Source organism: Bacteroides sp. HPS0048 (assembly GCF_964240755.1).
GTDB classification, from domain to species: Bacteria; Bacteroidota; Bacteroidia; order Bacteroidales; family Bacteroidaceae; genus Bacteroides; species Bacteroides nordii.
In genome coordinates this window covers 18,079-34,563 of record NZ_CAXSVC010000003.1, presented here as the reverse complement: position 1 = coordinate 34,563, position 16,485 = coordinate 18,079, and the positions used below count along the sequence as shown (strand labels likewise).

Annotated in this window: 8 protein-coding genes; 4 read left to right on the top strand and 4 right to left on the bottom strand. The window is 38.3% G+C overall.

Annotation, left to right across the window (positions count from 1 at the left end; translation table 11 throughout):
• Positions 1–198: 198 nt before the first annotated feature.
• The 4 genes from ACESQI_RS02985 to ACESQI_RS02970 all read right to left on the bottom strand — a co-directional run bounded on the left by ACESQI_RS02985 (position 199) and on the right by ACESQI_RS02970 (position 10,640).
• The gene (locus ACESQI_RS02985) at positions 199–2,628 is read right to left on the bottom strand and encodes a glycoside hydrolase N-terminal domain-containing protein (RefSeq protein ID WP_373125416.1); all 2,430 of its coding nucleotides are present in this window, start codon (positions 2,626–2,628) and stop codon (positions 199–201) included.
• On the bottom strand, positions 2,625–5,540 hold the full coding sequence (locus ACESQI_RS02980; protein WP_373125415.1) for a chondroitinase family polysaccharide lyase: 2,916 nt from the start codon (positions 5,538–5,540) through the stop codon (positions 2,625–2,627). The genes ACESQI_RS02985 and ACESQI_RS02980 overlap by 4 nt, the downstream gene beginning before the upstream one ends.
• A gap of 135 nt (positions 5,541–5,675) precedes the next feature.
• The gene (locus tag ACESQI_RS02975; protein WP_373125414.1) at positions 5,676–7,406 is read right to left on the bottom strand and encodes a RagB/SusD family nutrient uptake outer membrane protein; all 1,731 of its coding nucleotides are present in this window, start codon (positions 7,404–7,406) and stop codon (positions 5,676–5,678) included.
• A 24-nt stretch (positions 7,407–7,430) separates the two neighbouring features.
• Positions 7,431–10,640 (bottom strand): TonB-dependent receptor, encoded by a 3,210-nt coding sequence (locus tag ACESQI_RS02970; RefSeq protein ID WP_007485903.1) that lies wholly within the window; start codon positions 10,638–10,640, stop codon positions 7,431–7,433.
• Positions 10,641–11,129: 489 nt separating this feature from the next.
• Here ACESQI_RS02970 and ACESQI_RS02965 point away from each other — a divergent pair, with 489 nt between their 5' ends.
• The 4 genes from ACESQI_RS02965 to ACESQI_RS02950 all read left to right on the top strand — a co-directional run bounded on the left by ACESQI_RS02965 (position 11,130) and on the right by ACESQI_RS02950 (position 16,485).
• Complete coding sequence (locus ACESQI_RS02965; RefSeq protein ID WP_373125413.1) at positions 11,130–13,028, top strand: fimbrillin family protein; 1,899 nt, start codon at positions 11,130–11,132, stop codon at positions 13,026–13,028.
• 5 nt (positions 13,029–13,033) lie between these two features.
• Entirely contained in the window at positions 13,034–14,920 is a 1,887-nt protein-coding gene (locus tag ACESQI_RS02960; RefSeq protein ID WP_373125412.1) for a fimbrillin family protein, read from the top strand.
• 169 nt (positions 14,921–15,089) lie between these two features.
• Complete coding sequence (locus tag ACESQI_RS02955) at positions 15,090–15,554, top strand: DUF4494 domain-containing protein (RefSeq protein ID WP_002559826.1); 465 nt, start codon at positions 15,090–15,092, stop codon at positions 15,552–15,554.
• Between the two features lie 256 nt (positions 15,555–15,810).
• Positions 15,811–16,485, top strand: a complete 675-nt coding sequence (locus tag ACESQI_RS02950) for a YggS family pyridoxal phosphate-dependent enzyme (RefSeq protein ID WP_320934846.1) — start codon at positions 15,811–15,813, stop codon at positions 16,483–16,485.

Here is a 16,485-nt window from a genome sequence, read left to right as displayed (position 1 = left end):
ACGCAAATATATCGATTTGGAATTCTTTTATGAAAAAGAGAGCGTAGAAAACGTAAGAAAACATCAAATTCCCCAAAAATACCGCAACCTTTTCGGAACAAAAGATTACGGTATCGATAATTAAGAAGTTAACCTCTCTGAAATAAGATATTCACAAGCCATATTTAAAGATGAATTCTACTATCTACGATCATTTACTTAATCGAAAGTCAGTTGTTTACTTTCGCCAGCTTCCCATCTCAATGCTTGCTTCTTATCTTTATAAACTACTATTGCTTCTGCCGGATATTCACTCTGAATCGTTGCAGTCTGTAATTTTCCATCTTCCCATTCCATATTTACCGTGAAATTACCTCTTGTTTTTAATCCGGTAACTTTTCCCTTCTTCCACTCTATCGGTAAGGCAGGAAGCAAATGAATGTTTTCGAGATGGCTTTGCAGCAACATCTCTGCAATACCAGCAGTGATCCCGAAGTTTCCGTCAATCTGAAATGGAAGTGCATTAAGCATATTCCGATACAGTCCGCCTCCCTTTTTACTTTCCACAAGCGGATCAATAAAACTCATCAGATTTTTTAATGCAGCATATGACTGCTCACCTTCATATTGGCGTGCCCATAAAGCTGTTTTCCATGCCATACTCCAACCTGTGGTTTTATTCCCCCGATCAATCAATGTTTGCCGGGCAGCTTTGAAGACCTCCGGTGTATCAGGAATAATATCACAGCCCGGATATAAACCGAACAAGTGTGACAAATGACGATGTTGAGGTTCTGTCTCTTTATATTCTTTATCCCACTCCAACAATTGTCCGTGTGAACCGATTCGATATCCGGCTAAATATTTTGATTTCTGTTCAAGCATTTTACGAAACTCTACATCAACACCCAGTAACTCAGCAGCATGAATCGTATTTCCAAACAGATTTCTGATAATAGCCATATCCATAGTCGATCCTTCACATACAGCAGCTTCTCTCCCATCCGGCATACGGAATGCATTTTCCGGAGAAGTACTGACCGGAGTCACCCATTCTCCTTTTGTATTCTGCACCAGCCATTCGGAACAAAAACGTGCAGACTCCTTTAATATCGAATAATACTCCCTTAAAAAAGCAACATCTTTCGTATAAAGATAATGCTCCCAAATGTGACTACACAACCAGGGACCAGACATATTCCAGAAAAACCAATGCACAAATCCATCTGCCGGATAGGCTTCCCGCCAAATAGACATATTATGATGGGCAATCCAGCCATTTCGCCCATACATGTTATGGGCAGCCTCCTTACCCGACTGTGCTATTTCTTCGATAAATGTAAAAAGCGGCTGATGACACTCGGACAGATTAGTTACTTCAGCCTGCCAGTAATTCATCTGCAAGTTAATATTTGTTGTATAGCCCGAATTCCAGGGTGGAATTATTTTATCATTCCACAACCCCTGTAAATTCAATGGCTGCCCTCCGGGACGGGAACCTGAAATCATCAGATATCTGCCATATTGAAACAATTGTGCTATTAAGGACAGATCTGTCTTAGTTTGAAACTCTTTCAACCGGATATCTGTCGGTTTATCTTTTTGATTCGGAGAAGATGGTAATGCCAAGTCTACCCGTTTGAAAAGAGACTGATAATCAGCAACGTGCTCATTTCTGATTTGCTGATATTCTTTGCCGGCAAGCTTTTTCCGTTGTGCTTGCAGTTCTTTTGCTATATTCTTCCCTGCCTTTGACGGACTCTTATCAAAACCATTGTAAGAAGTTGCTGCATAAAGCAAAAATGTTATTTCCGATGCATCTTTCACGACAAGTCTATTATCTTTGAAGGTGATTACTCCATCCTTCTTCAGCGGTACAACGTAAGCTTCAAATGCCATTCCTGCATCTTCTGCATAAATCACTTGTTCCGTACGGATCACTTTTCCCTTTTCATCAAAATATTCAGGATGCAAACGTTCCGTATTATATTTCCTCATCCCCTCAATTGTTCTTCGTTGTACATGCGCAGGAGCCCGGCCTTCCATCTGTAATCTTTCTCCTTCACAGGACAGATGAACCGGATGCAATGATGCAAGTTGCATTTCAAAGTGTAATACCGGCTTTTCAGCTTTTAAATGTATTACGATAGCCTGTCCCGGAAATGAAGCAAAGACCTCTCGTAAAATCTCTGTTCCTCCCTGTTTATACCGGGTAGTAACCACTGCCTGTTCCATATCCAGCGAATGAACATACTCCGTCACCTCGCCTTTCATTTTGAAATCAAAACAGACATCTCCAAAAGGCTGATAAACTTCATTAAGCCTGCCTATCCATTCATATTGCATGATCTTTTCGGCCTCAGCATTCTTACCCTGCTTCAGTAAATCCCGTACCTTTTCATATTGAGGCAGGATACAAGTAGAGCGGTTTAATGCAGCAGGTTCACCACTATACAATGTGTTTTCGTTAAATTGTATCCGCTCTTTTTGGGTATCTCCAAACACCATAGCCCCTAACCGCCCGTTTCCAAGAGGTAAAGCCTCTTCCCATACACGGGCAGGAGTCGTATACCATAACGTCAGATCATTCTGTGCATTTACACAAAAAAACGGAAAACAACAGATCACTGCTAACCAAATCTTTTTCATAAGTCTTTCTTTCGGAGATTAAACATATAGTTATTGCCACGTATCGTCAAAACACGTACTAATGTATTTCCATCTTTATATTGTACTTTCAACGGAGTAACAGGACTATAAACATCATACATACCGTTAAGGACCAATTCTGTTTCAAAAGCCTTTTCTTCCTCTATCACTTCTTCTTCTGATAAGCCGTCCATGCTGGTTCTCGAAACTCTCCGCATATCCGGTTCTGAAAAGAAAACTTTCGTTGTATCCTCTTCCTCGCCTTCTACTATATAGGAAAGAGGAATATTCACACTCTTCACTAACAATGAATCAAACGGCTGATCCTTACTAAAAATTGCTCCATAGGTAATATTCTTATCTTTTACTTTCACGATATGGGCTTCATCATCCTTACGTAAAATCTGTATGGACGTATTTTCTGACAGCAGGTGTCCAGCCAATTGTTCATCTCCGTTAGTAACTACATAATATTGATACCCTGCCCAATCGGGAGCTACGCCATGATCAATGTATGCAATGGTAAACGAATCATTCTTTTGAACTACCGGATCACAATCTTTCACAACATACAACAGACCTGAATGATCATTGAGTAATACCCCTGTTTTCCGTTTCTCCATCTTTACCTTTTGTTTCACAGGAGACTGAAACAAAGTTGTTACAGTTTTATGTTGCTTATCGCTGCTTCGGATATCGGTTCCAAGACATAGAATAATATCATCTATTACAAAAACCGATTTGTTAGCATGGAAACTATCATCATACTTCAAATCATGTAGCCTCATCGAAAACATGGATCGTTGTCCAGTAGCACTGACACCACACAAAAAGATTTCATCCGAGAAGTTACGATGTTTGTTCTTCTTCGCCCCCAACTCTGTAACTGGTAACACAATAGAAGTAGTTCCCGACAAATAATTCCAATCGAAAGCCGGATTACCCGGATAGAAACTACGGGTGTGTTTTCCAAAATGGAAATACTCAATCTGCCCGTAAGACAAATAGCGTCCATACAAATTCTCGGATGCAGATGATTCATAATCCCATATATATTTGCTAAATCCTTTTACATTAATATGATAATCTTTATTTTTGACTACCAGCAAACCAGAATAAGGCATAAACAGAGAACCTTCCGGCGCTGGTTCCTCTTCTATATCCATTTGCAACAGCTTAGCCATAGCTTCCGCTTCGCCCACACTGTTAGTATAAGTAAGGTCAGAATTCACCTCTGTCATAAACAATTTTACTACATCCGGATTTTTGCGAACCAATCGTCTAAAAGCAGCAGTCAGTTCAATATCTGTTTCCGGAAATGATTGGGCAACATAAGCAAAAGCCGGTAACAACTCCTGTAACACTTGTTGGCCACGAGGAAAACGCCCTACTGTACCTGCCGGTATACTCAGATTAGCCGAAAAAAATCTGAAAGTAAGCAATGCTTGTTTTAGGTGTGTCAATGAAGACTCTGAAAGAGCATAGGGTGTATCATGCAAAAGATAAGCCACTAAAGATGCAGCATAAAGTGCATGAGGGTAATATGCACTGTTATAAGGTCCCCGATGGTGATAACCGGAATAATCTGCCTTGATAGTTCCAAAGAATCCCGGACCAAAATCAAGTGCATTATTCATATAAGAAGAAAAAGCTGTCATAGCTGCTTGCTGTTCTGCCAAATCAGTCAACGAAAGTGCATATATCAATTTAGGTAAAGCCAATGCACGAAGATTATCTGCTACTTCTCCCGCATGTTCAGGTTTCTGGTAGCATGCTCCGAACATAGTGAACCATTTCAAAGCTTTCAATTCCCGGTTCAACTGAGCTTCAGATAAATTGTCTTTTAGCAGAAACAACGAATGAAAATATCCTGCACTGCGTAATTTCTCAAAACATAATGTTCCCATTCCGCTACCATCAGCCCATCCCTGGTCATGAAACCAATCATAAATATAGAGTGCTTTCTTCAGGCTATTTTCTGATTTGTTTTTCCGATAGTCTAATGCCAGAGGTAATAGAATATACTTATTGATATCCGGGAAGGTAGCTACATTTGTTACACCTGCTTTAGAAAAGTATAATGGGAATAATCCTTCTCCCATCGCCACTCCATCAGCATCATATCTGATCTGAACTTTTTCCGCAGCTTTCAAACCCTTCTTTATAAAATCCCTCTCACCTCTTTTTCTGATTTCTACCATCGGATGATTATCAGCAGACTGATCTCCTAAATACCACTTCATCAATCTGTTTTTAATTGTCTCAACTCCCTTTCTATTCTCATCTCTGACAATCACGTCCGAAAGATCGGGAAATGTATTCCGATATCCTATAAAATCGTGAATCAAACTATAATCCTTTTGATTCACCTTATATTGTGCGTCTGACATCTTCTGCCACGAAACTGTAGGAGTAAACTCTACATAGTCCAGATATATAGTCCCGGTTTCTACGTTTTCAGGCATTATCATAGCACAGGAGGTAATTATAGTTCCCGGCTTCATCAGCATATCTTCTCTGAACTTAGCCCACACACAACGCCATCCTTTAAAATCCATTCTAAAAGGTAACCGACACACCTCTGCTCCGGATTCATCAGCAAACGAGAAATACATATATTCTGTGACCGGTACCTTATTATATATCCATGCTGTAATCCCACCATTAACCGATCGGCTTGCAGCATCCAGAGACTCCTTTCCTGTAAAACGCACAATGGCATTTTTATCCCATACTACTTTAAGTGATTGTTTGCCTTCTTTATACTTTAACCGGGATACTTCAAGTTTTCCACCATCGATACTCCATTCTTTCGGCACTTTTTTATTCTCAAAAGAATAGACCTGTGCTTTCATCACCTCTGTAATGAAGCATAAGAGACAAACAATCAAAACCCAATTTTTTATTTTCATCTTTTAATTTACTAATTATTCACCACCGGTTGCACAGTTCATACAGCTTTATACATTCAATAGACAATGTAATATCTCTGCAAATCCTGCGATACCGGTGGTAAAACCAAATCCAATTTATCCCAAAAACAAACTTTAATAACCCGGATTATTCAATGAGCCCAATGCCTTATTCCGTTGTATTTCCATCAATGGTATCGGGAATAGCTCATGCTTACCTGTTACAAACCGATCTCCTTTACCTGCCGGAAAAGCATTCAATGCATATTTATATTTCTTCGGATCACCATCAGGAAATTTTTCGGTCGACTTCATATACGCATACATGTTCTCCAATGATTCTTTCAAAATACCCCAGCGAATCAGGTCATATTTGCGAGTACCTTCATAACACAGTTCAAAACCTCTTTCCCAATACAAGGCAGTTCTGAACTTGCCCGCAGGAGTAGAATCATCAATGAAGTCAAGATCAATCACTTTCGGTGCTTTATAAATCATAGCATAATTAGAGAAATCTTTTTTCAGTTCCGTTATACCGGCACGCTTTCTAACCATATTTAACAGTTCAACAGCCTCATCTGTCCTATCCAATTCATTCATAGCTTCAGCTACCATTAATACTACATCCGGATAACGCAAAACCGCATAATCTACATCCGTATTATTAGGATCTTTAGACATACCTACCCCAATCCATTCTCTTCTCCACTTGCCCGGATAATAGAATTTATTGGAAGGGGTATCCGGACTTGTAGCTGGTTTCTTCGGATCGTAAGGCTTAATATTATATACTTTCTGACTCTTATTATCAATTTTATATTGACATATATTTACATCCAGACGAATATCATTCTCGTCATAGAAGGAAGCCCAGGTAGGAAGGACTACAAAAAAGGAATTAGCACGTCCGTAAATACTGGCCTGATCTGTTGACGGACCAATGTAAGTACCCCACATACCTGCACCGGGAGCTTTTCCGTCAGGAGTATAGAATGCTATTTCCCAAAGCGTCTCTACCGGTTCATCTACATTCTGACAGTAGTTTTTCCAGGCTTGTTCATATCCTCCGGAATAGAAATTATGGAAACCACTCTTTTTGAAAGCCTCCCATTCTGTCAGGATTGCATTGAAATACTCTTTTCTTTTAGCTTCAGACGGACGTGAGAGCTTAGCATCTGCTTTCAGGCTATATCCGGCTCTTTGCAATAACGCTCTCATAGTTAAAGCTCTGGCAGCCCCCTGAGTTGCCCGTTCCGGACTTGTATTTGCATCAGCCCATGGAAGTTGAGTTCTGGCTATTTCCAGATCCGACATAATCTGATCATAGATTAATTCACGGTCTACACGAGGAGAATAAGCATCACTAACTGAAGCAGTATAAGTTGTTTTATACGGAACATCTCCCCAGTTTCTTACCAACTGCAAAGCTATAAAAGCACGGAGGAAACAAAGTTCACCTTCATACTTTTTCAATGTTTCATTACCTGTAGCATATTCTTTCATAGAGCGAATTCCATCCAATGCAAAATTCGCTCTGTCGAGTCCCTGATATTTTGCATTCCATGTAGATTCTATCCACTGATTATTTGTTGAAACCATATAATGTGATATATCACGACGCAAATTATCCGTATTAGTACCTGATACATAATACATATCATCAGAGGTAGGTATGGCCATTTCTGCTTGCCCGTAATGCCCCATACCTCCTAAAGTGTTGTACACAGCAGCAACGGCCATATTTGCATTAGGAACTGAAACGAAATAATTGGTTGAATCATAATAGGATTCAGGAGTTTCCATCAAAAGATCAGTACAAGATGTCAGTCCGGACATCAGACAGAAGATTGCTATATATTTTTTCATGTTATTTTTCATCATTATCAGTTATTAAAAAGTAATGCTTCCACCACAAACAAAAGAACGGCTTCTCGGATATCCTCCCCAGTCTACTCCACGTGTAATTCCATTGCCCATTGTTGAAACCTCCGGGTCAAATCCGCTGTATTTAGTAAAGGTATGGATATTATTAGCCGTCAGATATAAACGTAATTTCTTGATAACCTTCGTTTTCTTCAACATACTTGCCGGAAATGTATATCCCAGTGAAATATTATTGATTCGTAAAAACGAGCCATCTTCAATTGCCCATGAGTGCATAAACTTGTCACCATCCTGCATATCACTGTAACAAGCCACTGTCTTGCCTGAATTTAAGCGTGACAATGCAGCGGGATCAGTAATCTTTTTACCATCTTCTCCAATCGTTACCCAACGGTTCGATGAATTGGCAATATCAAGTACTGTAGTGTTTCCTGTTCTTCCGGAAAGAGTATTAGCCAATTTCGTTGCATTCAGAATATCTCCTCCCAAACTGAAGTTAAGGAAAATACTCAAATCGAAACCTTTATAACTGAACGTATTATTCATACCTCCATACAAAATAGGATTGGCATCACCAATGACTGTCCTGTCATTATCATCAATAACCCCTTTGCTTGCCCCTTCATCATCTACGTTCTCAAACTTCCAGTACCCCGGTTGTGGAGTATTATTCGTATTATAAGGAATCCCCTCTTTCAAAGTATATTTTTTTGTTGCAGGATCATAATTGAAATCGTCCACCTGATATAATCCAACTGTTTTCCAACCATAAATCCGCCCTAATGATTTTCCTACCTCAACGATATAGTTATTCTGATTCCACCCGAATTTAGCTTCTTCCAGAAAACTATCCTGATCATTTAAGGCGATCACCTTATTTACGTTATGCGATAAGTTCAGATTAGTAATCCATTGAAAATCCTTAGTCTGTATATTAACAGAAGTAATACTGATATCAATACCTTTATTTTCAGTCTCGCCAATATTCTGAAGCATTGTGTTAAATCCCGAAGAGGTGGGGATCTTTGTATTTAAAAGCAGATTGGAACTACGGTTTATATAAAATTCCGGAGAAATGGTTAAACGCTGATTAAAAAATCCGAAGTCAAGACCGATATTTAATGTTTTGTTAGCTTCCCACTTCAGATCCTTATTGGGAATCTGCGTAGAAGCAAACCCATTGGTTATTCCTTCTCCATTCGGATAAAAATTATTGTTACTACCCATAATCGGTAACGAAGCATAGCTACCAATTCTATTATTACCAGCCAAACCATATCCTATACGTAATTTCAAATCAGAAAACACATTCAGATTCTTGACAAATGCTTCCTCACCCACACGCCATGCAGCAGATACAGCCGGAAAGTAACCCCATTTATTATTGGCACCGAACTTTGAAGAACCGTCAGCACGCATAGAAGCAGAGAATAAATATTTGTCTGCATACGAATAGTTCACACGTCCGAAAAATGACAAAAGAATGTCATCATCATTATAAGATGATTTCGGAGTTCCCGGAGTAGCTCCCAACGACATATCATTCAAACCGATATCATCATTCGGAAAGTTAGAAGCACTGGCACTGAACCAACGACTCCAACGTGCCACATATTCCTGTCCCAACATCACGTCATAACTGTGTTTTTTCATCTTTCCTGCATACGTCAAAGTATTTGAAGTTGAGAAACTACCTTGTTCATTATTTTGCAAAGTACCATTAATGCTCGAACGTTTGGCAGTAGCAGAAAGTGCCCCGTAAAATGTTTCTGTACGACGGGTAGAGAAACGGGCTCCCGTAGTATTTTTAAAAGTCAGTCCCTTCAAAAGTTCATAGCTCAGACTACCATTAATCTGTATAGTTCTCTGTTCTCTCTTCTTATGTTCCGAGAGAGCTGATATAATAGGATTCTGCATTGCATTCTGATCATCGTCATACAATGGGTCGTCATTATCAATTAACTGTTGATCATCTCCCAACATACCGGCAGTAGGACGGTAAGATAAAATAGACCCCATCTTATTAAAGCCATAATTATCACCGGAAGTCCCCATTCCATGTACCGTAGTATGATCAAATGAGATTGATCCCGAAGCAGTCAACCGGTCATTCGGTTTATGATCAACTTTCAGTTTAGCGTTATGCTTGCTACTCCCACTGGCCTTCATCAACCCTTCTTCATCAAAATAGGCATATGACATGTTATATCGTAATTCTTTTGTTCCCCCGGCAATGCTTATACGGTGGTTCTGCATAACTTTTGTTCCTCCGAAAACCTCTTCCTGCCAATCTACTCCTTTACGATTCGCATAGTTCTTTCCAATATCGGCAAAGTCACCATATAAATTGGTAAACCCATTAATATTACCGGCATCTATATCTTCATCCGAGAAGTTTCGTCTTTCATAATCCAGAAACACATACTCTTTTGTTGAAAGCATATCCAACTTACTTGCCAGTTTGGAGAACCCAACATAAGTATCATAAGAAATAGAGAATTTATTATCATTCTTACTGCCGGTTTTGGTAGTAATCACTACCACTCCATTGGCTCCACGTGCTCCATAAACAGCTGTTGAAGAAGCATCTTTCAGAATATTAATAGATTCAACATCGGCAGGGTCTATAGACGAAAGACCATCTTCACTGGGAAAACCATCAATAATATACAGTGGTTCATTACTTTGCGTAATAGAAATTCCTCCACGCACACGAATAGAAATAGAAGCTCCCGGTTCACCTTCATTCTGTGTTACCATTACTCCGGAGACGCGTCCTGCCAAAGCTTGGGTGATGTCCGATACAGGTACTTTAGAAAGAGCTTCCGCATCCACAGAAACAACAGATCCTGTAATATCCTTACGGGCCATTCCACCATAACCAATTGCAACTACTTCATCAAGCATTACGGAGCTTGCTCTTAAAGTTACATCAATCTTACTTCTTCCTTTCACCGGTACTTCCTGAGTATCCATTCCTATAAAAGTAAATACCAATACATCTTTGGAAGGATTGTCGGATTTTAATTTGTAATGGCCATCCAGATCGGTAATCGCCCCTACTCCGGGTGCTCCTTTTAAAGTAACATTTGCTCCAATGACTTCCAAACCGTCACTGTCCACCACTTTTCCTGTCACCGTAATACTCTGTGCATACACCACAAGGTTTGTAAGTAGAAGAAATACTACGAAAAGACATCTTGTTTTTCTTTGCATAATAATTAAATATAAAATTATACATAAAGTTAGATAAGAAAGGATACAGAGTATGCTTCTTATCGATATTGCAAATGTATCAACTCGTTCACACAGGTCAGAATTCAAATGTTTCGGGTTTATTCAAAAAAACAGATTTCCATTTTGTTTTCGTTCGCACAAAGTTAGATATCGTTCATACCGTTATAAATCAACGGTTTCAGAGTCAGTATTCAACGATCTAATAACAAATGATCGCAGATTTTCGCAAATAAGAAGGCCTGTTGTACTTGAGAGATGATATTCTTTACGTGAATTTGCGATAATCTACGTTTCAACTACAGTACCGCATCAAACAATCAATAAAATCACAAAACAAATACAAATATTATTATCTTTAAATCACTATACATTAACACATTACAAAATATATTGAAAATCAATTAAATAAAAATTCATTTATCAGATATATTGTATTACATTTACCGGATAACAAAACAATAAAATAATATGAAAAACACTCTTAAAAGAACTGCTAAACATAGTCTGTTAGCAGTAGTCTCTCTTTTCTATTTTTCCTGCGTTAACAATATTCAACCGTTAGAAGAACCTACTCCTCCTCTACCTGCTTCGGGCAATATACCCATCACAATTTCCGGACGAATATTACAAGTCCAGACTCACACACGTATCACCGATAACAAATTTGACAACGACAATGCCATCGGACTTTACGTATTAGCCCAACCGGAAAATCTAAGCGGATCAAGACATATAGATAATATGCGCCTTGTATATTCATCAGACGTATTTACTCCTGAAGAAGAAATATACTACCCTAAAGGAGAAGGCAAATGCGATTTCATCAGTTATTACCCTTATCAGGAGGAAGGAATCATACAAGGAAGTAGTAACATAAACGTCAATGTCAGCCCCGATCAAAGTTCAACTACAGAATATAGTAATTCTGATTTTATGGTAGCTAAAGCAACCGGGATCTCCCCAAGCCTGAAGGCAGTAAACTTACAATATAATCACAAGTTGTGCCAGTTAAATATCATTCTACAAGTTTACGAAGAAGAAAATATCAATGAACTACAACAGAATGCATCTATCAGTATCAGTAATCTGAATACAAAAGCTACATATAACATGGATACAGAATTATTCAGCGCATTCAATACCCCACAAAGCATTATCCCAAACGGAAAATGGGAAATAGACGAAGAAAGTCACCAACTTACCGGAAAAAAAGTCATTTTAATACCGCAACCTATAACGCCCGATTGCGAATTAACATTGCGGGTTAACAACAAAGTTTATTGTGCATCTATGCCAATGGATCTTATTTTAGAAAGTGAAGCTGGCTGCGAACTCTTACTCAGATATGATTCAAGGGTAGGAATAGGAGGTATCACGACATCCATAAGCAATTGGAAGCCAGGAAGCAGTAGCAGTACAGACCTTGAAGAAAAAGTAGATAACAGCTCGATAACTATCTCTGATTTAAACTTTGAGAAAACCGGTATATACAACCTGATAACTTCTTCGGATATTGTGATCGGAGAGATTTGTAAAGAATACCTATTAGGCGATAATATCGATGCGCAAGCTATTGTTTTATATCCTACAAACAATTCAAACAAAGGAACTGTACTGCAAATACTGGGTGAAACTCAAAGTATACATGGAGGAAATATCAACTGGGACAAAACCAATAATTCATTTACCTACATAACCGGAGACAAAGCTCCAATAGAACAAATTTATGCAGACAAAGATGGAAACATAATCTTTGAAAAAAGTGAAGACGTACAACTAATTCAAGCCAAAGAAAGCATGTTAACAGATATCAGAGGTGCCGAAACAAATATTTATCCAATTGTAAAAATAGGTACCCAATACTGGATGCAGGAGAATCTGAAGACTACTAAGTATAATGATGCGACTGCTATTACCAATAATACAACAAATCTCACAAAGATAACAGCAGGATATTATCTATCACATTCTAGCTATTTCTATAACCAAACAGCTATTACTACAGATAAAATGGCTCCTCAAGGATGGAAACTACCCAATAATACAGAGTGGGAGAAACTGAAAAACTACATTAGAAATGAAACAGCAGTATTAAAAGCGGCTGTATGGACAACATTTGAAGACGTATCTCAGGCCAATAATAAAACCGGGTTTAACGGAAAACCAGTTGGCATTTATTCAAAAAATACTTTAAAGAATGAAAGTGCTTATAATTATTCTGGAAAGTATGTAGGCTATTGGACTCTACAAGAAAATCAATCAACTCTAAATGAAATAACCACTTCTCTCAGTTATAAGCAAAATGAAATTGGTGGACTCAAAAACTCCGATTACTGTGCCTATTCCATACGTTGCCTAAAAGAGTAACACATATGAATATCTATATCCAGACAATAATTCGTACAGGCATCATTGCATTAAGTGCTTTGATAGCCTGTTCGTGTGTCAACAGCATCGGAGAAGAAGAAAAAGAAAATACTTCTATTACTCCCGGCGATGTTCCTATAAAAATATCAGCAAAAACACTCCATACTCAAATTTACCAAAAAGAGTGTAATGAAGCTATTGGAATATATGTCCTGGTATCGCCTGCGACTTTGAGTAAAGAGCGTTATGTATCAAACAAACGTTTCAATTGTACAACCTCAGGATTTGTTCCTGATAAAGAAATATATTATCCGGCAGAAAAGATAAAATGCAATTTCATTAGTTATTACCCCTATCAGGAAACTGGCATTACAGAAGGGGAAAATACGATAGATCTAACTGTATGTACAGATCAGAGTTCAACTGTTGGCTATAACAATTCTGATTTTATGACCGCACAAGTTAGCAATGTCGCTTCGGGTAAAAAAAATGTAGAATTGCCTCATATACATCAACTATGCCAACTGACTGTCAGAATCAAGCCAACAGAAGGATATGATATAAATGTACTAAAAAAAAGTAACCCCTCAGTTCGCATTAACGACGTTTTCACACAGGCCAAATATAACATAGAGACAAAAGAATTTTCATTGCTCAGCAATATTCAGAATATTCTTCCAAACGGCGAATGGGAAATCGACAATGAGGCGCTAATTGGGAAAAGGAGTATACTAATTCCACAAACAATAGCAGCAGGAACAGAGATACTCACGCTATCTGTAGATTCTAAGCATTATGAATGTCAGCTAACTGAGAATTATGAGTTAGGAAACAGTACTTCCTGTGAGCTCACAATACTCTACAATCCGCAACAAGGAATAAGTGGAATAATACCAGATATTAATGACTGGAAAGAAGGAAACAAAAGTGAGATCACTCCCGTTGAAAAGGTAGAAAAGACATGTATCTCAATTAGCGATTTTGATTTCGAACAGAGTTCTGTATACAACATCACCTTTGATGGAAAAATAGTAGCAGAGGTTTGCAAAGAATATTTATCTGCTTCCGAAATACATGCACAAGCGATTGTTATCTATCCTGTAAAAGATGGAAAAAGTGACTGGACAGAAGGAACCGTACTTCAGATAATCAGTGATGATAAGGCAATACATGGTGGTAAAGTGATGTGGCAAGGTGATACAAACACATTAAGTTACACTCCCGGCAACCAGAATCCAATCTCTTCCTTCTATATCACTTCCGATTTATCAATTGCATTTGCACCTCCCATCAATCCAGTGTTACTATCTTTTAAAAAGAAGATATTGTCCGACGTCAGAGGAAGTGAAATAATCACGTATCCCATTGTAAAAATCGGAACTCAATATTGGACCAGAAAAAATCTCCGGACAACATTATACAATGACGGAAAGAAAATTACCTTAAAAACAGCTTCCAATTATTCTAAAAGCTCTGCCGGATATTTCAAAGAATCCACATTTATTTTCTATAATAAAGCAGCTGTTATCACCGGAAAGTTAGCTCCAAAAGGATGGAAAATAGCCGATAATGAAGCCTGGCAGCTATTAAAAACATACATCGAAGGAGACGGGGCTGTTCTGAAAGGAAATGATTTATGGGAAAAATCCGAGTCCGTACCTTCCAATGCAACAGGATTCAATGCTATTGCCACCGGCATCTTTACTAAAGTAAAAGAGAACGATTCCAGTATCTATCAATTTGCCGGAAAATATACTGCTTATTGGAATATGGGAGCCACCCAGAAAGCAGTAGCAGAAAACGGTATTCTTCTGAGGTATGACACGCATGAAATTAAAGGAGCAGCCTACTCAGATTATTGCGGATATTCAGTGAGATGTGTAATTGAGTAGGTAAGTTCATTCTGAAAAAAGACTCTAAAACCTGTTTCATTTATGATAAATTCTTTTGTTTATAGATGCAGAAAGATGTTTTTTGAATTATCTTTGTAGACCATTTAGCCCTATTGAAAAGATAAATGGCAGAAAAATAATATATTAACTAAATAAAAAGAAGAAAAATATGGCAATGCATACCTGGTTTGAGTGCAAAATCCGTTACGAAAAACTAATGGAAAACGGAATGAACAAAAAAGTAACCGAACCTTATTTGGTAGATGCACTCAGCTTTACAGAAGCAGAAGCACGCATTATTGAGGAGATGACTCCATTCATCACAGGAGAATTCACCGTTTCAGATATCAAACGCGCCAATTACAGTGAACTATTTCCCAGTGAAGAGGAATCGGCAGACCGCTGGTTCAAATGCAAACTCATCTTTGTCACTCTGGACGAAAAAAGTGGTGCTGAGAAAAAAACATCCACACAGGTATTAGTGCAGGCATCTGATTTGCGTGATGCTGTGAAAAAACTGGATGAAGGAATGAAAGGTACAATGGCTGATTACCAAATTGGTTCTGTAGCCGAGACTGCCATTATGGACGTATATCCATACAGTGCAGGACCTAATGACAAACCGGAAGTTTAATTGAGTGTTGAATTATGATTTATGAATTTCATAAATAGTACTTCAAATTTAATTCATACTATGACAGCGTTTTATTGAAACACAAATGATCGTAGATTTTTGCAGATTTAGAAGGCTTGCCGTATTTGAGAGACGATATTCTTTGCGTGAATTTACGATAATCTGTGTTTCAATGATACGATCATTTAATTAGGATACTTACAATGAAATTTTTCATAAATCATGATTCAAAAAACATAATTTATAAATCAACAATATGAGTGTTGCGGAGAATCTAAGAGAAGTACTGACCGAACTTCCTCCAAGGGTCCGGCTGGTTGCTGTTTCGAAATTCCATCCCAATGAAGCGATAGAAGAAGCATATAATGCGGGACAGCGTATTTTCGGAGAAAGCAAGGTGCAAGAGATGACTGCCAAACACGAGAGTTTGCCCAAGGATATTGAATGGCATTTCATCGGACACTTGCAAACGAACAAAATTAAATATATGGCTCCTTATGTAGCCATGATTCATGGAATCGATTCATACAAACTACTTGTAGAAGTAAATAAACAAGCTGCCAAAGTTGAGCGTACTATTAAGTGTCTGTTGCAATTGCATATAGCACAAGAGGAAACAAAATTTGGTTTCAGCGCTGAAGAATGCAGGGAGATGTTGTCTGCCGGAACATGGAAAGAACTGAAAAACGTACAGATATGCGGACTTATGGGTATGGCCAGCAACACTGATGATGTTGAACAAATAGACCGGGAATTCTGTTCTTTAAATAGCCTTTTCAAAGAATTGAAAGCTACTTATTTCTCTCATTCAGACACTTTTTGTGAACTATCTATGGGTATGTCACATGATTATCCTCAGGCTATTTCCGAAGGAAGTACGCTTGTACGGATAGGAAGCAAGATTTTTGGAGAAAGAGACTATAACATTTAA